The 20,489-nt window shown below is 69.2% G+C and carries 19 protein-coding genes; 4 read left to right on the top strand and 15 right to left on the bottom strand.

The genetic code is table 11. The annotated features are described in order from the left end of the window. Window positions 1–141 precede the first annotated feature (141 nt). Window positions 142–837, bottom strand: coding sequence for a TetR/AcrR family transcriptional regulator (locus NC7_RS07395; protein WP_201449872.1), 696 nt, complete (start codon window positions 835–837; stop codon window positions 142–144). Here NC7_RS07395 and NC7_RS07390 point away from each other — a divergent pair. Beyond that, entirely contained in the window at window positions 818–1,240 is a 423-nt protein-coding gene (locus NC7_RS07390; RefSeq protein WP_067980691.1) for a nitroreductase/quinone reductase family protein, read from the top strand. The genes NC7_RS07395 and NC7_RS07390 overlap by 20 nt on opposite strands. Window positions 1,241–1,265: 25 nt before the next feature. Here NC7_RS07390 and truB read toward each other — a convergent pair whose 3' ends face one another. The 3 genes from truB to NC7_RS07375 form a co-directional block, all read right to left on the bottom strand. After that, complete coding sequence (gene truB / locus NC7_RS07385) at window positions 1,266–2,192, bottom strand: tRNA pseudouridine(55) synthase TruB (protein WP_067980689.1); 927 nt, start codon at window positions 2,190–2,192, stop codon at window positions 1,266–1,268. Continuing rightward, the gene (npt, locus tag NC7_RS07380; RefSeq protein ID WP_067981243.1) at window positions 2,192–2,863 is read right to left on the bottom strand and encodes a 4'-phosphopantetheinyl transferase Npt; all 672 of its coding nucleotides are present in this window, start codon (window positions 2,861–2,863) and stop codon (window positions 2,192–2,194) included. Before npt ends, truB begins: the two co-directional genes overlap by 1 nt. Window positions 2,864–3,019: 156 nt before the next feature. After that, window positions 3,020–3,976: a metallophosphoesterase family protein gene (locus tag NC7_RS07375; RefSeq protein ID WP_067980687.1), complete on the bottom strand. Its 957-nt coding sequence runs from the start codon at window positions 3,974–3,976 to the stop codon at window positions 3,020–3,022. A 154-nt stretch (window positions 3,977–4,130) separates the two neighbouring features. On the opposite strand from NC7_RS07375, the gene NC7_RS07370 reads away from it, so the two are divergent. Then, entirely contained in the window at window positions 4,131–5,018 is an 888-nt protein-coding gene (locus NC7_RS07370) for a TerD family protein (protein WP_159372860.1), read from the top strand. A 28-nt stretch (window positions 5,019–5,046) separates the two neighbouring features. Here the strand turns inward: NC7_RS07370 and NC7_RS07365 are convergent, their stop codons facing one another. The 9 genes from NC7_RS07365 to rimP all read right to left on the bottom strand — a co-directional run bounded on the left by NC7_RS07365 (window position 5,047) and on the right by rimP (window position 14,883). Next, window positions 5,047–6,150, bottom strand: a complete 1,104-nt coding sequence (locus NC7_RS07365) for an alpha/beta hydrolase family protein (RefSeq protein WP_159372861.1) — start codon at window positions 6,148–6,150, stop codon at window positions 5,047–5,049. Window positions 6,151–6,323: 173 nt separating this feature from the next. Next, complete coding sequence (locus NC7_RS07360) at window positions 6,324–7,676, bottom strand: MATE family efflux transporter (protein ID WP_174550204.1); 1,353 nt, start codon at window positions 7,674–7,676, stop codon at window positions 6,324–6,326. A 178-nt stretch (window positions 7,677–7,854) separates the two neighbouring features. Further along, the gene (locus NC7_RS07355) at window positions 7,855–8,853 is read right to left on the bottom strand and encodes a DHH family phosphoesterase (protein WP_067980681.1); all 999 of its coding nucleotides are present in this window, start codon (window positions 8,851–8,853) and stop codon (window positions 7,855–7,857) included. Window positions 8,854–8,862: 9 nt separating this feature from the next. After that, window positions 8,863–9,309, bottom strand: coding sequence for a 30S ribosome-binding factor RbfA (gene rbfA, locus NC7_RS07350; protein WP_067980680.1), 447 nt, complete (start codon window positions 9,307–9,309; stop codon window positions 8,863–8,865). A 52-nt stretch (window positions 9,310–9,361) separates the two neighbouring features. After that, on the bottom strand, window positions 9,362–9,655 hold the full coding sequence (locus tag NC7_RS07345) for a DUF503 domain-containing protein (RefSeq protein WP_067980678.1): 294 nt from the start codon (window positions 9,653–9,655) through the stop codon (window positions 9,362–9,364). Window positions 9,656–9,744: 89 nt separating this feature from the next. Next, complete coding sequence (infB, locus tag NC7_RS07340; protein ID WP_067980676.1) at window positions 9,745–12,720, bottom strand: translation initiation factor IF-2; 2,976 nt, start codon at window positions 12,718–12,720, stop codon at window positions 9,745–9,747. Window positions 12,721–12,828: 108 nt separating this feature from the next. After that, window positions 12,829–13,158 (bottom strand): YlxR family protein, encoded by a 330-nt coding sequence (locus NC7_RS28400; RefSeq protein ID WP_084458114.1) that lies wholly within the window; start codon window positions 13,156–13,158, stop codon window positions 12,829–12,831. Window positions 13,159–13,228: 70 nt separating this feature from the next. Next, a complete protein-coding gene (nusA, locus tag NC7_RS07335; RefSeq protein ID WP_067980674.1) occupies window positions 13,229–14,257 on the bottom strand; it encodes a transcription termination factor NusA in 1,029 nt (342 codons plus the stop codon). Further along, window positions 14,254–14,883 carry a ribosome maturation factor RimP gene (gene rimP / locus NC7_RS07330; protein ID WP_067980673.1) on the bottom strand — a complete coding sequence of 210 codons (630 nt, stop codon included), beginning with the start codon at window positions 14,881–14,883 and terminating at the stop codon, window positions 14,254–14,256. Before rimP ends, nusA begins: the two co-directional genes overlap by 4 nt. Before the next feature lie 181 nt (window positions 14,884–15,064). Here rimP and NC7_RS30045 point away from each other — a divergent pair, with 181 nt between their 5' ends. Continuing rightward, entirely contained in the window at window positions 15,065–16,003 is a 939-nt protein-coding gene (locus NC7_RS30045) for a hypothetical protein (protein ID WP_236573370.1), read from the top strand. Then, a complete protein-coding gene (locus NC7_RS07320; protein WP_067980670.1) occupies window positions 16,000–16,431 on the top strand; it encodes a ferritin-like domain-containing protein in 432 nt (143 codons plus the stop codon). Before NC7_RS30045 ends, NC7_RS07320 begins: the two co-directional genes overlap by 4 nt. 337 nt (window positions 16,432–16,768) lie before the next feature. Here the strand turns inward: NC7_RS07320 and NC7_RS07315 are convergent, their stop codons facing one another. Next, a complete protein-coding gene (locus NC7_RS07315; RefSeq protein ID WP_067980668.1) occupies window positions 16,769–18,520 on the bottom strand; it encodes an acyl-CoA dehydrogenase family protein in 1,752 nt (583 codons plus the stop codon). 191 nt (window positions 18,521–18,711) lie between these two features. Then, window positions 18,712–20,460, bottom strand: coding sequence for a proline--tRNA ligase (locus tag NC7_RS07310; RefSeq protein ID WP_067980666.1), 1,749 nt, complete (start codon window positions 20,458–20,460; stop codon window positions 18,712–18,714). Between the last annotated feature and the right edge of the window lie 29 nt (window positions 20,461–20,489).

The raw sequence follows: 20,489 nt of genomic DNA, 5'->3' as shown, positions 1-20,489 counted from the left end.
CCACCTCTACGACACCGTCGGCTGTATACCGTGGCTATCGAGCAAGTTCGCGGGCCCGTTAGCCCTCGTCCAGAGGACATGACACAGCCGAAGTCCCGAGTCCGACCCCGGTCGGGACGTGGTGCGAACTTTCGATTCCACTCACCGGTCAGCGGCGCATTCGGCCAAGTTGGCGGCCAGCCGTGCGGCCGATTCAGCGGTGAGCGGCGCGCGATGGACACCCAAGCGATACCAGAGCACGCCGAATGCCTGATCGATCAGCAGTTCCGCGTCGGTGCCGTCGGCGATTTCGCCGCGAAGGCGGGCACGGTCGAAGATGCGGCGCATGGCGGCTCGACGGGTCTCGGCGAACCCCGCGAGCAGTCGGGAGGTCTCCGGATCACGTTGCGCGTCGGCGAGAATCGCGCACAGCAGATGGTGAGCGGGCGGCGTCGATGCGGCGAGAAAGGTGGCTCGCAGAAATGTGTCGAGCTCCGCCGGCAGAGTTTCGCCGGATGGTTCGGGAACTTCGGTGCCCGCCCACGCGCTCAGCGCGTCGAGCAGCAGCACGCCGCGCGAAGGCCACCACCGGTAGATCGTCTGCTTGCCGACCCCCGCCGCGGCGGCGATCTCGGTCATGGTGATGTCGGTGCCGTCGGCGGCGGCCAGCAGAGCAGGCACAGCATCCAGAATCGCCTGCCGCGCCGCGTCATTGCGTTTGCGACCGGTGTGCACACGACACGGCTTCGGGATCACATCATGGATCTTACCGTTGACGGAACGGGCAGTCTCGACAACACTCTTGTCTAGACATTCCGTCTCGACAAAGTAGGCAAATATGACGTACCCCCAGGTCAAGCGGCGCATTGTCACATGGCTTCACCGCCATCTCGCCAACCCGCTGGCGAAACCATTGGTCGGCCGCATTCCGGGCAACGCACTACTGGAGACGACCGGTCGCCGCTCAGGACTGGCCAGGCGAACGCCGATCGGTGGGCGTCTTGTCGGCTCCACGTTCTGGATGGTCAGCGATCACGGACGCGACTCCGCCTACGTCCGCAATATCGATGCCGACCCCCGTGTGCGACTCCAACTACGTTCCCGCTGGTACACGGGAACAGCTCGACCGCTCCCCGACGACGACGCACTGGCCCGGCTGCGGCGGTTGCCCCGGGTCAACAGTGCGATGGTCCGCCTGCTCGGTACGAATCTGCTCACCATCCGGATCGACCTGGACGCCCCCGGCGAGCCCGGTCGCTGAGTCTGCTCCGGTGAGAGCGTTGACGTCAGTCGCCGATGCCCTGGGGGCGGACGACCATCACCGAGGCCGCGCGTTTGCCGCTTTCCGTGAGCAGGGCGATGGCTCGGCCGGTGGGGTCGACGGCCGCGTAGACGCCTTTGATGCCGACGGGGTCGAGCCAGCGGCCGTTGCGCAGGTCGTTCGCCTGGGCCTCATCGATGTCGCGGTGGGGGAACGCGGTGCGGACGGCGGTGTCGATGTCGAGACTGAGCAGCGGCTGCTCTGCCTCGGCCGCGGCGGCGAGCTCGTCCAGCGTGCGGGCGTGTTCGAGGGTGAAGGGGCCGACTCGAGTGCGGCGCAGGGCGGTGAGGTGGCCGCCGACGCCGAGGGCGGCGCCGAGATCGCGGGCGAGAGCACGGATGTAGGTGCCCGAGGAACAGTCGACTTCCACGTCGAGGTCGACGAAGTCGCCGACGTCGCGGCGGGCCAGGACGTCGAAGCGGGAGACGGTCACCGGGCGAGCGGCCAGCTGCACGTCTTCGCCCGCGCGAGCCCGGGCGTAGGCGCGTTCGCCGTCGACCTTGATGGCGCTCACTGTGGCGGGTACCTGCTCGATGTCGCCGGTCAGCGCCGCCACACCCGCGGCGATCCGCTCGTCGGTGACGTGCGCCGCGGCGGTGGTCGATACGACGTCGCCCTCGGCGTCGTCGGTGATCGTCGACTGCCCCAGCCGGATCGTCGCCGTGTACGCCTTGGAGGTGAGGATCAGCTGACCGAGCAGTTTCGTCGCCCGCTCCACCCCGAGCACCAGCACCCCGGTGGCCATCGGATCGAGAGTGCCCGCGTGACCGACCTTCTTGGTGCGCAACAGCTTCCGGCTGCGGGCGACTACGTCGTGACTGGTCCAGCCGCCGTCCTTGTCCACGATCACCAATCCGCCGAGCGGGTCGACGGCCGGGGTACGCGCCGCCATCAGCCGTGCGCGATCGCGGTCAGGATCAGCCCGTCGGCGATCATCCAACGCCCGTCGAACGTGGTCAGCGGGATGCCACCGTCGGTGGTGAGACCGGGCACGAGCAACTTGGTGTGGAACGTTCCGGTGGCGGAATCGGCTGTGCGGGAACCGATCTCGAAGGTGATGTGGGCGTCTTCGAAACCGAGCCAGCGCAGGGTGAGCGGGAACCAGGCCTTGTAGGTCGCTTCCTTGGCACAGAACAGCAACCGGTCCAGGTGCAGTCCGTCGCCGGAGGTGCCGGCGAGCCACTCGCGTTCGGCGGGCAGGCTCACCGATTCCAGCACGCCCTCGGGCAGCGGACCGTGCGGCTCGGCGTCGATGCCGACCGACCGGAACCGCAGTGCGTGCGTCATCGCGGCGGCACGGTACCCATCGCAGTGGGTGAGGCTGCCGACGACACCACGCGGGAACAACGGCATACCGCGCTCGCCCTTGCCGATCGCCACCGGCGGCTCACCGAGTTCCGCCAGCGCCAGGCGCGCGCAGTGCCTGGCTCCGATGAAATCACGACGGCGCTTCTCCACGGACTTCGCGATGAGGTGCTCCTCGGCCGGATGGGCCTTCAGGTCCTCCGGATACGCCAGCAGCTCCGCGGTCGCGACCCCCGACGGCAGCAGTTTCTCAAGCACGCCCGCCTCCTCGGGACTCACGGCCGGACCGGAGTGGTTGTCCGGTGAGGTCGGCGGCTGGCCGGACGGAAGCGCCGCGTTCGCCCGTACCCGATGAGTTACCCATGTGCATCACCAAATCAGTGGTCGACCTTCTAAGCAAATCCGAACCCCGGTTCACATGCCCCGGCGCCGATCCGCCTTCGCGCGCATTTCCTCGGCCGCCGCTTCCATCTCCGGGGTGACGGCGAAGTGACCGCCCCACGCGTTGAGGTCGCCCTCGGCGTAGACCGGTTCGGGCAGGATCTGGCGCAGCAGCGGTTCGGGCATGCCGCGGCGCTTCCACTCACGCGGGTAGCCGAGGGACACCTCTTCGAAGCGGACGCCGTCGTAGTGGGTGGTGCGCGGGATGTGCAGGTGACCGTAGACCGAGCAGACCACGTTGTAGCTGGTGTGCCAGTCGGCGGTCAGATCGGTGCCGCACCACAGGGCGAACTCGGGGTAGAAGAGGATGTCGGTGGGCTGGCGGACCAGCGGGAAGTGGTTGATCAGCACCAGTGGGGTGTCCGGCGCCAGGGCGTCGAGGCGGCGCTGGGTGTACTGCACGCGGGCGTGGCACCAGGCGTCACGGGTGAGGTAGGGGTCGGGGTGGAGCAGGAATTCGTCGGTGGCGACCACATTGCGTTCCCGGGCCACCGCGAGCCCCTCGGCCTTGGTGTGAGTTCCGGCGGGCCGCCACGAGTAGTCGTAGAGCAGGAACATCGGCGCGAGCGTGACGCTGCCACCGAACTTCTCCGCCCCCGGTCCGTTCCACACCGGGAACGGGTCTTCCGGGGTGACGACATCGAGGTCACGACACATCGCCACCAGATAGTCGTAGCGGGCGGCGCCGTGCATCTGCACCGGATCCTTGGGGGTGGTCCACAGTTCGTGGTTGCCCGGCACCCAGATCACCTTGGCGAAGCGGGTGCGCAGCAACTCCAGCGCCCACCGCACCTCCTCGGCCTTCTCCCCCACGTCCCCGGCGACGATCAGCCAGTCCTCCGGGGAGTCCGGCCGGATCTGCTCGACGATCGGCTTGTTGCCCTGATGCCCCACGTGCACATCGCTGACCGCCCACAACTTCGGATTCACCTGTCCACAGTGACACACCGGTTGTCGACGGGCCCATCCCCGTCGGTCACCGGCGCCCGAGTTCGTCGGAATACGTCGTGCCGCGATCACGCGGAGCGGTTAGGATTTTCGTCCACGGCGTTGTGCCACAAGAGCTTCGGGGGATCTGGTGTTATTGGCAAAAGGGGGCAACTGTGTGCTGCCCGGCGGGCGTGTCGAGGTTCGCGTCGGTGTGGTCGACGGCCCGGTGCCGCGCGTGCTCGCGGTAGGTCTCGACGACAACGGTCGCTTACGTGACGGCCGCGACCTGGTGGTTCCCGGCGCGGACCGCTCGGCCGACGGTGCCGTCGAAGTCACAGAGGGGTCGGTGCGCATCGATCCCGCCCTGGTCGACGCCGGTATCGCGCGGGTCGTCGTGGCCGCGGCAACGGGCAGGCAGGGTTTCGCGGGCACCGAGGTCCGCAGCGTCGTGCACGGTGACGGCGCGGAATTCATCGCGGTGAGCAGCGGCTTCACGGCCGAGACACTGGTCAGGACGGTGGAGCTCTACCGCCATCAGGGCCGGTGGAAACTCCGGCACCTCGGTGACGGTTACGCCGACGGGATCACCGGCCTCGCGCGCGACATCGGACTCGAGCTGCCACCGCAGGCGGAACCACCGACGCGGGCGGAACCGTCCAGGCCGACGCGGGCGGAACCATCGGCGCCGAGACCACAGATCGAACCGATGCCGCCCGTCCGGGCGGCTGGTTCGTCGGCCGCCGCCGAGCGGTCGACTCCGGCGATGCGTGTGATGGGCTTCGTGATCGGTATCGCGATCATGCTGTTCTTCGGCGGCATCGCCTTCATGAGCATGAACGAGGACGATGCCGGTGTGCGCTGCGGCACCGAGACCATGAAAGCCGACGACATCTGCGTCACCAACAACTCGGCCCGCCACACCCGCGACGAACAGGAAGACATCAACGAGCGCGGCGACCTACTCGGATTCCTCTGTTTGGTCCCGCTCGCGCTGGTCGGGGGCGTCATCGCCGTCGGCTCGCTGATGAAGGATCCCGACTAGCTGCCGCTCCGCCCGGCCGCAACGCCGGTCAGGCCAGTAATTCGTCGACGAAGTCGAGTACCCGCTCGTGCGATTCCACGGCGATCTCCTCGTGGCCGCCCGGGTACTGGGCGAACTCCACGTCGGTGCCCGCCGATCGCATGCGGGTGAGCAGGGCGAGGGTCATCGGCAGCGGCACGACCGTGTCGGTGGCGCCGTGCGCGATGAGGATCGGTTGGCGGTAGCCGACCGTCGGCACCACCATGTAGTCGCGCAGGGCCGCGCCGATGCCGCCCTCGGCGATCGGTCGGGCCAGCAGCGATCCGAGCGACGCGGTGCCCGCCGCACGATCGAATTCGCCGACGCAACTGGTGGAGATCGCGTCGACCACTTGGCGGCCGCGCTCGGTGAGCGCCCCGTTCACGTCGAGGTCGGGACGGGCGGCGCGCAGCCCGGCGAGCATCCCCGCGAACGGGCCGACCATCCGGTCGACGACCGGAAGGTTCGGGACATGCGAGTCGAGCCGGGACAGGATCTCTTCGAAATGGGATTCCGGGGCCAGGGCGACGGTGCCTCGGAAGTCGAGTTCGGGGGCGTAGTCGGTGGCGAGATTGCCGGTGGCCAGGGCGGCGTGTCCACCTTGGGAGCCGCCGACCACCGCCCACGCGCGCGACAGATCCGGCGCGGCCGCCTGCGCGGCACGCACCAGGTCGATGGTCGCGGTCGCCTCCGTGCGGGTGTGCAGATAGGGGTGCACGGTGTCGGCACCCGCCGAGAGTCCGAGGTAGTCGGGAGCGACCACGGCCCAGCCGCGGTCGAGGAACGACTGCAGCAGCGGACGTTCGTGAGCCGCTTTGGACGTGGTGAGCCCGCAATGCGGCGCCAGCCCACTGGTGCCGTGGTCCCAGGCGACCACCGGATAACCACCGTCCGGTGCGGGCGCATCCGGAAGCAGCAGCAGCCCCGCCGAATTCGTGGTACCGCCGGTGACCGCCTCGGTGCTGTATTCGACGATCGAGGCCCGTGACCATTCGCCCCACCCGGCGGGCTGAGCGGCGTGTGACACCAGCCGACCCGGTGTCTCGGGTGCCGCCTGCGCCGTCGCGGGCAGCCCCATGACCACCGCAGCCAGTACGAGGACCCCCGCTGACATTGCCCGCCCGGCCTTCGAAATCACCTCGTGCACTCCGGTTTCGCCTCCCATATCCGCTCGAAGCCGTCTACCCGACGGTAGGCCATCGGCGACGAACCAGCACTACCCATGTTTTCGCCGACGAACCGGATTCCGCCCGAATCGCCCCGATCCGGCTCGGCTGATCGGGGCGGCTAGGCGGCGCCGCGTGGGAGTTCGGCGCCGACCTTGGCCCAGCGTCCGGATCGGGCGCGGGCGAGGACCGCGAGGAGCCGGGCGAGCATGAACACGACCAAGCCCGTCCAGATACCCGCTACGCCCCAGTCGAACACCAGTGACAGCCAGATCAGGGGCAGGAAGCCGCCGAGGGCTGCCGCCAGGGTGGCGGTGCGCAGGAAGGCCGCGTCGCCCGCGCCGAGGAGCACACCGTCGAGGCCGAAGACCACACCCGCGACCGGGATCATGGCGACGAAGAACCACCAGATCACGTGGGTGCGGTCGAGCACCGCGGCGTCGTCGGTGAACAGCAACGGCACCACACCGGCACCGACGGCGAAGATTCCGGCGAGGAGCAGCCCGAATATCCCCGACCACGTGGTGACGCGCCGGGCGATGCCCTTCGCACCCCGTGCGTTGCCCGCGCCGAGCGCCGCACCGACCAGTGTCTGTGCGGCGATAGCCAGCGAATCCAAGGTCAACGCAAGGAAATTCCACAGTTGCAGCACCAGTTGATGGGCGGCGACCGAGGCCGCGCCGAAGCGGGCCGCGACGGCGGCGGCCGAGACGAAACACAGCTGGAACGACAGGCTGCGCACGATGAGGTCGCGGCCGAGAACCAGTTGGGCGCGCATCACCTGCGGGCGCGGTCGCAACGAAACCCGTTCCCGCAGAAGGGCATAACCGAACAGCACACCCGACACCGACTGGCCGACGAGGTTGGCCACCGCCGATCCGGCCAGCTCCATTCGTGGCGCACCGAGCAACCCGTACACCAGAACCGGGCACAGGGCGGCCGAGAGCGCCAGGCCCGCAACGACATACACCAGCGGTCGACGCACGTCCTGCACCCCACGCATCCACCCGTTGCCCGCCATGGACAACAGGATCAACGGCACCCCAAAGAGCGCGATCCGCACCCAGGTGATCGCTTCGTCGGCGATCTCCCCGCCACCGGCGAGTACCGAACACAGTGGGCCCGCGAACAATTGGATCACCGCGACGATCACCACGCCGATCCCCAGCCCGACCCAACTCGCCTGCACACCTTCTTCGACCGCCCCCGCACGGTCGCCCGCACCGTTGCGTCGAGCCGCCCGCGCCGTGGTTCCGTAGGACAGGAACGTCAGCTGCGTACTCACCGTCCCCAGGATCACCCCACCGACCGCGAGCCCGGCCAAGGCCAGTGCCCCGAGGCGCCCGACCACCGCGATATCGAACAGCAGATACAGCGGCTCGGCGACGAGCACACCGAGCGTCGGCACCGCGATACCGAGAATCCGCCGGGGCCCGGCGTTCTCGATCATCGCGTCGTCATCGTCGGACACCATCGACCCCACACCAACCTCCCACCACCCGCATCCGATCCGCCGATACTGGCACAGACCACCGACAAGTCGGTGAGACACCGAGGGCCTGTGGCCACCCCGGCCGCCCCTCGCGGCGACTGGCCGCCTGAATCCGTCACGAATCGACAGCCTCGACGCGTTCGACCACAACACCGGTGCGTCAGGAGAGCTCGTCCACCAACGCGCGCACCACGGACTCGGCGCTCCCATAGGTCGTATACCCGGCCGCGAAGCGATGTCCCCCGCCACCGAACCGGCTCGCGATCGCCGCCACGTCGACACCGTCGGAAACACCGGGGGCCGAGTCGCGCGAACGCAGCGACACCGTCCAGCGGTCGTTCTGCCCGCGCGCCTCCTTGAAGACCACGGCGATTCCCGCCTCGGCGGTCGTGCGGATGACGTCGATGACGCTTTCGACTTCCTCCGGCCCCACCTCATGGGTGTCAGCGGCCCGGACCAGTGCGTACACCAGGCCCACACCCGCCGCACCGGGGACGACCACCGCCGAGGACAGCACCTTCGACAGCATCGGTAACCACGTGAAGGGGTGGGTGTCGAGCAGGGACCGGGTGATTTCGGAACCGTCGATGCCGGTGGCGAGCAGCCGCTCGGCCAACGCGTGGCTGCCCGGCCTGGCCCAGCGGAACGAACCGGTGTCGGTGACCAGGCCCGCGAACAGACAGTGCGCGATGGCGGCGTCGATCGGCACGCCCCACGCGTCGAGCAGGCGGGTGACCAGCTCGGTGGTCGAGGCCGCCGTCTCGTCGATCAGATCCACCGTGCCGAAACCGTCGTTGGCCCGGTGATGGTCGATCACCAGAGTCGTTGCCGCACCGGATAATCGGTCGGCGAGCGCGCCGAGTCTGCTGCGGGCGCCGCAATCGACGACCACCAGCAGGTCCACCTCGTGCGGAACCCGCGCGGGCGCGACGAGATGCTGCCCGCCGGGCAGGGTACGCAGCGAGGCGGGCAGTTCGGCCGGTTCGGCGAACGACACGCATACCGGCACGCCGCGGCGGTCGAGAGCCAGCGCCAAGGCCAGCCCGCTACCGACCGTGTCGGCATCGGGCTGTACGTGGCACAGGACGGTCACCGAACGGGCCACCGCCAGCAAGGCGACGGCGGCGTCCAGTTCGGTGCCGTCCCGAACACTGGTCACGCGGGCGTCCTACTCGTCCTCGTCGTCGCGTTCGGACTTGTAGGGGTCGGCATCACCGGCGTGCTTGGCGTTGGCGGCCACCTTGGCCACCTCGTCGTCGATGGCGCGAGCACGCGCCAGCAACGCCTCCATCTCGCGCGCCGCGTCGGGCACCTTGTCCAGACTGAACGACAGGATCGGCGTGAACTTCACGCCCGTCCCCGCGCCCACCTTGGACCGCAACACACCCTTGGCCGCGTCGAGACCGGCGGCGGCCGCCGCGTAATCGGGTTCGGCGTCGAGCGTCTCGCCCATCACCGTGTAGAAAATCGTCGCCTCACGCAGGTCGCCGGTCACCTTGGCATCGGTGACGGTGACGAACCGCAGCCGCGGATCCTTGATCTCGTACTCGATCGCGGTGGCCACGATCGCGGAAATCCGCTTGGCGAGTCGGCGAGCCCTGGCTTGATCCACCATGGGAACTCCTCTCCTAGGCGGGCACCGGGTGGTGACACCCGGGCCGCGCCTGTCAGTCTTCGGGTCCGAAGATCCGGCGGCGTACTGCCAGCAACTCTATCTCCGGACGGGCGGCAACGTGCCGCTCACATTTGTCGAGCACCTCGTTGAGGTGTCCGGTTTCCGCACTGACCATGGCCACACCGAGCAGCGCACGGCGGTGCAGGTCCTGATCTCCGGCCTCGGCGGCATTCACGCTGAAGCGTTTCTGCAGCTCAGCGAGGATGGGTCGGATCACCGACCGCTTCTCCTTGAGCGAATGCACGTCACCGAGCAGTAGATCGAATTCGAGTGCACCGATATACAGCGGTGCTCACCTCCTGGTAGATGGTTTGCACGCACGACCACACGCCGCACCCGAATGCTCGGGTGCGGCGTGCGGAACGGTGTGCGATATCAGTCGCGCGGCTTCTCGCGCAGCTCGTAGGCCTCGATGATGTCGCCGTCCTTGATGTCGTTGTAGGTCACGGTCATACCGCACTCGTAACCTTCGCGCACCTCGGTGGCGTCGTCCTTCTCCCGCTTGAGCGAGGAGATGGTCATCGTCTCGGCGATCACCCGGCCGTCGCGGATCAGGCGCGCCTTGGCGTTGCGCTTGACCGAACCCGACAGCACCATGCAACCGGCGATGTTGCCGACCTTCGACGAACGGAAGATCGCGCGGATCTCCGCCCGGCCCAGCTCGACCTCTTCGTAGATCGGCTTGAGCATGCCCTTGAGGGCCTTCTCGATCTCGTCGATGGCCTGGTAGATCACCGAGTAGTACCGGATGTCGACGCCCTCGCGGTTGGCCAGCTCGGTGGCCTTGCCCTCCGCACGAACGTTGAAGCCGATGATGATCGCGTTCGAGGCCGACGCCAGGTTGACGTTGGTCTCGGTGACGCCACCGACACCGCGGTCGATGACGCGCAGGCGCACCTCGTCGTCGATCTCGATACCGAGCAGGGCCTCTTCGAGGGCCTCGACGGTACCGGAGTTGTCGCCCTTGAGGATCAGGTTGAGCTCCGAAGTCTCCTTCAGGGCGGCATCCAGATCTTCCAGGCTGATCCGCTTGCGGCTGCGTGCGGCCAGCGCGTTGCGCTTGCGTGCGTTGCGGCGGTCGGCGATCTGACGGGCGATGCGGTCTTCTTCGACCACGATCAGGTTGTCACCGGCGCCGGGCACCGAGGTGAAACCGATGACCTGCACCGGGCGCGACGGGAGCGCCGCGTGGACGTCCTCGCCGTGCTCGTCGACCATGCGGCGCACGCGACCGTAGGCGTCGCCAGCCACGATCGAATCGCCGACACGGAGCGTGCCGCGCTGGATGAGCACAGTGGCCACCGGGCCACGGCCGCGGTCGAGGTGCGCCTCGATGGCGACACCCTGGGCGTCCATGTCCGGGTTGGCCCGCAGGTCGAGCGAGGCATCCGCGGTCAGCAGCACCGCCTCGAGCAGCGCGTCGATGTTGGTGCCCTGCTTGGCGGAGATGTCGACGAACATGGTGTCGCCACCGTATTCCTCGGTCACCAGGCCGTATTCGGTCAGCTGCTGCCGGATCTTGTCCGGGTTCGCGCCTTCCTTGTCGATCTTGTTGACCGCCACCACGATCGGCACGTCGGCCGCCTGGGCGTGGTTGATCGCTTCCACCGTCTGCGGCATGACGCCGTCGTCGGCCGCGACCACGAGGATCGCGATGTCGGTGGCCTTCGCACCACGGGCACGCATGGCGGTGAACGCCTCGTGACCCGGGGTGTCGATGAAGGTGATCAGGCGCTCTTCGTCGTTGAGGTTCGTCAGCACCTGGTAGGCACCGATGTGCTGGGTGATGCCACCGGCCTCGCCCTCACGGACGTTGGCCTTACGGATCGTGTCCAGCAGTCGGGTCTTACCGTGGTCGACGTGACCCATGACGGTCACGACCGGCGGACGCTGCTCGAGGTCTTCCTCGGTGCCCGCGTCCTCGCCGTAGGTGAGGTCGAAGGACTCGAGGAGCTCGCGGTCCTCGTCCTCGGGGCTGACCACGTGCACGACGTAGTTCATCTCGCTGCCGAGCAGCTCGAGGGTCTCGTCGTTCACCGACTGGGTCGCGGTGACCATCTCGCCGAGGTTGAACAGGGCCTGCACGAGAGCGGCCGGGTTCGCGTCGATCTTCTCGGCGAAGTCCGACAGCGAGGCGCCACGGGCGAGACGGATGATCTCGCCGTTGCCACGGGGCAGACGCACGCCGCCGACGGCGGGAGCCTGCATGTTCTCGTACTCGGCGCGCTTCGCCCGCTTCGACTTACGGCCACGGCGAACCGCGCCACCGGGACGACCGAAGGCGCCTGCGGCACCACCACGGCCACCGGGACCACCGGGGCGACCGCCGCCGCCACCGGGACGACCACGGAAACCACCGGCCGCGGGAGCACCGGCACCGGGAGCGCCGGGGGCACCGCCACCGCCACCTCGGTAGCCGCCACCGCCGCCACCACCGGGACGGCCCGCGCCGCCACCGGGGGCGCCGCCGGGACGACCCGGACGGCCACCGGCCGCGGGGCCGGGACGTGCGGAACGCGCGGGCATGGCGCCGGGGTTCGGACGCGGCGGCATCGAGCCCGGGTTGGGGCGCGGACCACCGGGACGCGGGGCACCGCCCTGCGCGGCGGCCGGACGCGGACCACCCTGACCCTGACCGGGGCGAGGACCGCCCTGGCCGGGAGCAGGACGCGGGCCACCCTGACCGGGAGCCGGACGGGGACCGCCCTGACCCGGCGTCGGGCGAGGACCGCCCTGCGGGGCGGGACGCGGTGCCGGACGCTCACGATCGGGAGCGGAGCTGAACGGGTTGTTGCCGACGCGCGGGGTCTTCGGGCCGGGCTTCGGGCCGGGACCGGCCGGACGCGGGGCCTGAGCACCCGGGGTCGGGGCGCCGGGGCGCGGCTGCTGCGGGGCCTGTCCCGACTGGCCCGGACGCGGAGCGCCGGGGGTCGGACGCGGGCCGGGAGCGGGCGCGTTGGCGGGCTTGGCCGGTGCGCTCTGCGCGGCGGCGGGCGTCGGCTTGGCGGCCGGAGTCGGCTTCACCTCGGGCGCCGGAGCCGGAGCCGGAGCGGGAGTCGCGGCGGCGGCGGGCGCCGGAGCCGGACGCGGGCCCGGACGGGGACCACCGGGGGTGGGCTTGGCGGCCGGACGGGCCGCCGACGACGGACCCGGACGGGCCGCCGACTTCGCGTCGCCCGCCGGAGCGGACTTCGACGCGAGTGATTCGCGCAGACGACGTGCGACGGGTGCTTCCACCGTCGAGGACGCCGACTTCACGAACTCGCCTTGCTCCTTGAGCTTCGCGAGTAGTTCCTTGCTTGTGACACCGAGTTCCTTGGCCAACTCGTGCACGCGGGCCTTGCCTGCCACTGCTCTCCTCACTGAGAGGTCGAGCAGGGCCGCCGCCTAGGGAAGGCGGGCCCGCACGACCTCGGGTTATCTCCGATGGACGTTCATCGTTGGTGCTTCACGGTGTGCTCATGAGTGCTCGTGCCTGTTCTCGAGGTACTGCTCCAGGGCTGAGATATCCAGATTTCCGGACACTCGTAGGGCTCTGCCGAATGCTCGGCGCCGCTCTGCGGAACGCAGACAAGCTGAGACGGGGTGCAACCAGGCACCCCGTCCGGGAAGTCTGCGCCGCGGGTCGGGGACGATGACCGCGGGGGCGGCAGTAGTACTGCCCGCCTCCCTTGGCTGCGTCGCGATCCGCAACAGGTCGGCAGACGGCTCGCGCTGACGGCATCCGATACAGGTTCGAACGGATTGCGCGGGCCGGTCCTTCACCCACTCTACCGGTGACCCGGTCATAACGACGAACCCCTCCCCTTCCGAAGTTATCAACCTGTCATCCGGTGGCCGGTATTCCGACGTGTGCGCGTCAACTACGGTGCGCCTGCGGCCGTGCCGAGTCGTCGGTTTCCGGGGCGGCATCACTGCGGATATCGATGCGCCAGCCCGTCAGGCGGGCAGCCAGGCGGGCGTTCTGCCCCTCCTTGCCGATGGCGAGCGACAGCTGGAAGTCCGGAACGATCACCCGCGCCGCGCGGGCGTCGGGATCGACGACAGTGACCGAAACCACTTTCGACGGCGAGAGCGCATTACCGACGAAGGTCGCCGGATCCTCGGCGTAGTCGATGATGTCGATCTTCTCGCCCGCCAGTTCGCTCATCACGTTGCGCACGCGCTGACCCATCGGGCCGATGCAGGCACCCTTGGCGTTCACCCCGGGCACGGTCGAACGGACCGCGATCTTGGAGCGGTGCCCCGACTCGCGCGCCACCGCGACGATCTCGACGGAGCCGTCGGCGATCTCGGGCACCTCCAGCGAGAACAGCCGCCGCACGAGGTTGGGGTGGGTGCGCGAGAGCTGGATCTGCGGGCCGCGCGGGCCGCGCGAGACACCGTAGACGTAACACTTGATGCGGTCGCCGTGCTCGTAGGTCTCCCCGGGCACCTGCTCCGCGGGCGGGATCAGGCCCTCGGCACCGTTGGCCTCGCTGCCGATGCGCACCACGACGATGCCGCGCGCGTTGGCCCTGGCGTCGCGCTGGACCACACCGCCGACGATGTCACCCTCGTGGGTGGAGAACTCGCCGAAGGACTTCTCGTTCTCGGCGTCACGCAGCCGCTGCAGCACCACCTGGCGGGCGGTGGTGGCGGCGATGCGACCGAAACCCTCAGGGGTGTCGTCCCATTCGGAGACGAGGTTGCCGTCGGCGTCGAGCTCGCGCGCCATCACCCGCACCACACCGGTCTTCTGGTTGATGTCGATGTAGGCGTTGGGCTGGTGGCCCTCGGTGTGCCGGTAGGCGGTGAGCAGTGCCGACTCGATCGCCGAGATCACGGTCTCGATCGGGATGCCCTTGTCGGCGACGATCGCGCGCAAGGCTTCGATTTCGATGTTCATTCCGCAACCCCTTCGGTGGGCGTGTCACTGTGTTGGCCTGCTGCGGCGAGGTCGGCGGGTTCCTCGCCCGGGACGGGGCGGCCCGCGGCGATTCCACCGGCGAGTTCGAGTTCGGCGGCGCCGGGTGCGTTGAATTCGACCTGGACGACCGCGGTGGCGATGTCGGCGAGGGGCACGTGCACCCGGTGCGGCTTGTTCTTACCCCCGAGCACGAGCGCGACGCTGCCGTCGTCGGCGAGCTGACCGACGCGGGCTTCGAACTTCTTCTTGCCCTCGACGGGTTCGGCGCCGTCGGCCAGCGCGATCCTCACCTTGCGACCCTGCGCCCGGCGCCAGTGCCGGTCGACGGTCAGCGGCCGGTCGACGCCGGGGGTGGTCACTTCGAGCAGGTAGGCGGATTCGCCGAAATCACCTGCCGCGTCGAGCGACTCGGACATCTCGCGGCTCAGGTCGGCGATCGCGTCGAGGTCGGCGGGCCCGTCGCTGTCCACCGTGACCTTCACCCGAACCGGAGCCAGTTCGTCCTTACCCGCGGCCGCGATCGCGACGCCCTCGAGGTCGAAACCCCGGCGTGCGACGAGCTCAGCGACGAGCTGGCTCACCCTTTCCTCGGTGGGCATCGGCATATGGGCGGCTCCTGGTTCAGTTGTGACGCGATCGGAAATTTCTACGCCGAAGGTCTAGCGTAACGCGCCACGAGAGTGTAAAGGACCAGCCACCGGGCAGTGTGCACCGGTCCGTGTCGGCGTGCCCCGCGCGGTCGCCGCCTGGCGATCCGCCGCCGCGACATCTGGCACGATGGTCCACGTGCATCACCGCCATACCGTCCCGCCGAGCGCCGGGCGACCTTCCGGCATGCGCCCCGACCACCGCGATTCCCACCCGCCGACCAACGGACTCCCGCGTGAGTTCGTGGGGGCGGCGCCCGTCTCGGCAGGCGCTGCGACAGCCGAACATGCCGTCGCGACGGGCATTCGGCCGGGCGCCCGGAGTGCCAGGCAGCTGACGTCGCCGTCCGACGACATCGCCGCGCCGCACCGGAAGTCGGCGGCGCACGCGGCCCAGCCACCGAAGTCGCCGAGCAACGACGCCGCCGAGCCGCACCCGAAGTCGGTGCGGAGTGCCGCCGCACCGCACCCGCGATCCCCGGAGCACGCTGCTCGGCACGCGAAGTCGACGGAGCGCCTACCCGCACCGGCTGCCGGACGCGCCCCACGCACCTGGCGTCGGCGGACGGTGCTGCGGGCGGCCGGGGCAGGTGTTGTCGCGGTTCCAGCGGTGGCCGTCCTGGCGTCGTGCGCCGAGGACGACACCGTGCACGCACCGGATCCCCTTGCCGCACACGAGGTTCTGGCTCGCGCCGATGCCGCCGCCGCGACGGCCGCGATCGCGCTCGCACCCCAGGCGCAGGCCGCGCTGACGACCATCGCCACCGAGCGAACCGCGCACGCCGATGCCTTGCGCGCCGAGATCGACCGGGTGATCGGCGTCTACGGCGACGGAACCACTCCTGTGCACCGCACCGGTGTCGTCACCGTGCCGGGTTCCGACGGCATGCCGGTTCCCGCAGCGGACCTCGTATCCGCGGCGCGGCAACCGATCAGCGTCGAACAGTTGCGCGCGCGACTACTGCACTCCCAGCAGGCCGCCGCCACCCTGGCCCGCACCGAATCCGGTTACCGCGCAGGGCTGCTCGCCTCGATCAGCGCGGCCTGTGCCACCGAGGCGGGAGTTCTGCTGTCATGACCGGTCAACGTGACGCGCTGCAACGCGCGCTCGACACCGAGTACGCGGCCGTGTACTCCTACGGCCTGATCGCCGCCTACGCCAACAGCGATCGGTCGCGCCTGGTCGCGGAGTTCAGTGCCGCGCACCGCGCCCGTCGGGACGCGACGATCGAACTACTCGAAGCCAGTGGCTCCGCGCCCGAGGCACCCGACGCCGCCTACCACCCGCCGTTCCCGGTCGACGACCCGATCCCGGCCGCGCACCTCGCTGTAGCGGTCGAATCCGATTGCGCCGCAGCATGGTACGCCGTGGTCGAACAGGCCACCGACCCCGCGGTCCGAGCGAGCGCCGTCGAAGCGCTCACCGAAGCGGCGGTGCGCCGCGCCCGATGGCAGGCGATCCTCGGCACGAACCCGGTCACCGTCAGCTTCCCGGGGCGGACCTAGCCCGGAAGCCCGACCGGGTCACGCGGGCTTCCGCACTGGAATACCGCCCCCGCACATCAGCCCGTCGCGACCGCGCCGACGTGCAGCCCCGAGTTCACCTGGAGAGCCGTGCCCGCCTCACAGCCCCGTGTGCGCTCGGCAGCGCCATGCCCGCGCGTCGGCCGCGCTCGGCGTGCGACGAACCGTCGCGGGAGCCCTCTTGCCGAACCGCCGCGGCACTCGACCCGAACGCGCGACAGCCTTCGAGCGCACTTCGCGACCTGTGGGAGCCACGATGGCCGCCCTCGTGGCAGAGCGACGGTCCCGCCCGTGGAGCAGGCCGGACCGTCGCCGTTCACTACGGACGCATCGCGTACGCGCCGTCGTAGGACTCCACCTGCTGCCACACCCGGTCGAACCGTGCGGCGTCGGCGACCGGCGTGCACAGGGCACCGACAGCCCAGTCGCGCTGTGCGTCGGTGACCGACGGCTTGCCCAGCAGCGCGGTGGCCTGGGTGTTGAAGTCGCGGATCTGGAAGTCGAAGATCTGGTCGAGCACGTCGCGATCGAGGCCGGTGAGTTCGGCCTGCTCGAGGATCAGCTGACCGTAGACCACCGTGGAGAACAGGTGGCCGACGGTGAGCATGAAGTCCAGGTCCTTCTGCTGCGCCTCGTCCGGTGCGGCGGTGAGCAGCAGTTCCCGCAGCGCCTTGGCCTGCTCGTAGAAGCGGCCCACGTTCGGCACGTCGGCGGCCGCCTCGTAGGGCGGGGTCCAGTCGGCGAAGCGCACCTTGCCCGCGCCGCGCGCCGGGCCCTGCTTCCAGAAGAACTCCTCGTCGCCCGCCTCGAGCCGGGTGGGGACCGCCGGGTATTCGGCCGGGTTGAGCAGGTAGTTCGGCATGAACTTGAGGATCTGACCCACGTTCACGTGCACCGTGCCCTCGAGCCGGGGCAGGTGGTTGATGTAGCGCGAGGCCTCGTGGAAGTAGGTGTCCTTCTCGAAACCCTTGGCCGCCAGCACATCCAGCAGCAGGGTCATGGCGACCTCGCCCTCGGAGGTGACCTTGGACTTGGTCATCGGGTTGAACAGCAGGTAGCGGCGGTCCTCGAGGGAGGCGCTGCGGAAGTAGTCGACGGCGCGGTCGCTGAACAGCTTCATCGCGATCAGGCGGGCGTAGGCGTCGACGAAATTGCCGCGCACGTGGGCGAAGTCGGTGACGGGCTTGCCGTAGAGGATGCGGTTGTTGGAGTGGGTGATGGCCTCGAAGAACGAGTGCTCGACCATGCCGATGCTGCCGTGGCAGAGGTTGAACTTGCCCACGTTCACCGTGTTGAGCGCGGCCGAGAACCCTTCGGGCCCTTCGTGGAGTACATCGGCGGCGGTCACCGGGTAGTTGTCCAGCCGGAAGTGGCTCACGTACATCTGCCCGTGGATGACGCTGTCGATCAGCTGGTAGTTGTCGTGGCGGGAGTCGGCGGCGAACCAGACGTACCCGTCGGCGCCATCGATGTCGGCGCGGCGGGAGAACACCGACACCATCGAGGCGACGTTGCCGTTGCCGATGTAGTACTTCTCGCCGTTGGCGCGGAACAGGATTCCCGCTTCCGCGTCGGCGCTGCCCGGCTCGCTCGGGGTGAGGATCAGGTCGGTGTTGTAGATGTCGGCGCCGTGGTCGCGCTCCGACAGCGCGAAGGCCATGACCTGACCGTCGGCGAGGTCGGCGGCGGCCTTGCGCTTGGCGATCTCGTTGTCGCTCTGCCAGATCGGGCCGAGGCCGAGGATGGTGACCTGCTCGGCGTACCAGTAGGCCAGACCGTAGAAGCCGAAGATCTCCGACAGTGCCGCGTTGCGCGCGGCGTCCCAGCGCCGGTTCGGATCACCGTCGGCGTAGGCGGCGGGGGTCAGGAAGGTGGCGAACAGCTTCTCCTTCGCCACGAAGTCGAGGAAGTCCTGCACCCACACCGCGTCCTGGTCGTCGGCCAGCAACCGCGCCTTGCCCTTGGACTCGAACCACTCGATGGTGGCCCGCAACAGCCGCCGAGTCTCGGCATCGAAATGCTGCGGGTCGTAGGTGGCGGGGTTGAACAACAGGCTGGGCGAACTCGTCATACCCGTCAACTTATCAGCGCCCCACCCCTTGCCACCCCGTCTACCTGCAGGTTTCCCCTACGTAAGCGTAAGTTCGTCCGACCGGATCCGCACGGTCCGCGATCGGCCGCCGCGCCGGGAAGATCCCGCCCGCCGGAAACGACGATCGCGCTGCCCCGGGTCGGTGGGACAGCGCGATCGTGGGAAACAGCTCAGCCGCGAACCCTCGCGGTGACCGCGCTGACGGCGTCCTCGGCCGCGATCTCCTCGGCCTCGCCGGTGCGGCGGTCGCGGAGTTCGACCTTGCCCTCGGCCCAGCCGCGGCCGATCACCAGGATCCACGGCATGCCGAGGAGTTCGGCGTCCTTGAACTTCACCCCGGGTGAGGCGGTGCGGTCGTCGAAGAGGACCTCGAGGCCTTCGGCGTTCAGACCGGCCACCACGTGTTCGGCGCCGTCGCGGGCGGCGGCGTCCTTGTTCGCGATCACCACGTGCACGTCGAAGGGGGCGACTTCGGCGGGCCAGCGCAGGCCCTTCTCGTCGTGCTGCTGTTCGGCGATCACCGCGACCATGCGGGAGATGCCGATGCCGTAGGAGCCCATGGTGAGGCGGACGGGTTTGCCGTTCTCGCCGAGCACGTCCACGTCGAAGGCGTCGGTGTACTTGCGGCCGAGTTGGAAGATGTGGCCGATCTCGATACCGCGCGCCGACACCAGCGGACCGGCACCGTCGGGCGAGGGGTCACCGTCGCGCACCTCGGCGGCCTCGATGGTGCCGTCCGGGGTGAAGTCGCGCCCGGCGACGAGGCCGACCACATGCTTGCCCTGCTCGTCGGCACCGGTGATCCAGGCGGTGCCGTCGACGACGCGAGGGTCGACGAGGTAGCGAACACCGTTGGCCTGCAAGCCCTTCGGGCCGATGTAGCCCTTCACCAGGAACGGGTTGGCGGCGAAGTCGGCCTCGGTGAGCAGTTCCACGGTGGCGGGTTCCACGGCGGCTTCGAGACGCTTGTCGTCGACCTCGCGATCGCCGGGGATGCCGATACCGAGGATCTCGGTCTTGCCGTCGGGGTGACGCAGCTTCACCATCACGTTCTTCAACGTGTCGGCGGCGGTGACCGCGCGGTCGAGCACCTTCGCCTCGTTGGCCCAGTCGACCAGGGTGGCGATGGTCGGCGTGTTCGGGGTGTGGTGTTCGACGGCGGCGGGCAGGCCGTCGATCGGCAGCGGCGCGGGCGCGGGCGTGACCACGGCTTCCACGTTGGCCGCGTACCCGGACTCCACACAGCGCACGTAGGTGTCCTCGCCCACGGGGCTCTCGGCGAGGAATTCCTCCGACGCGCTACCACCCATGGCGCCTGAGGTGGCGGCCACGATCACGTACTCGACGCCGAGCCGGTCGAAGATGCGCTGGTAGGCGGCGCGGTGGGTGGCGTAGCTGTTGGCGAGGCCGTCGTCGTCGAGATCGAAGGAGTAGGAGTCCTTCATGATGAACTCGCGGCCACGCAGAATGCCCGCGCGGGGACGTTCCTCGTCGCGGTACTTGGCCTGGATCTGGTACAGCGTGACCGGCAGATCCTTGTAGGAGTTGTACTCACCCTTCACGGTGAGCGCGAACAGTTCCTCGTGGGTGGGGCCGAGCAGGTAGTCGCCGCCCTTACGGTCCTGCAGCCGGAACAGCGCGTCACCGTATTCGGTCCACCGGTTGGTGGTCTCGTAGGGTTCGCGCGGCAGCAGCGCGGGCAGGGAGATCTCCTGGGCGCCGGTGGCGTCCATCTCCTGGCGCACGACGTCCTCGATCTTGCGCAGGGTGCGCAGACCGAGCGGCAACCACGAGTACACACCCGGGGCCACGCGGCGGACGTACCCGGCGCGGACGAGCAGTTTGTGGCTTGGCACCTCGGCGTCGGCGGGATCGTCTCGCAGGGTGCGCAGGAACAGGCGGGAGAGGCGGGTGATCACGGATGCACAGGGTAGTCCCTGGTCCGACA

The sequence above is a fragment of the Nocardia caishijiensis NBRC 108228 genome (assembly GCF_001612825.1).
Taxonomy (GTDB): Bacteria; Actinomycetota; Actinomycetes; order Mycobacteriales; family Mycobacteriaceae; genus Nocardia; species Nocardia caishijiensis.
Note: the sequence above shows the minus strand (reverse complement) of the source record. Positions and strands in the feature narration are given on the sequence as shown.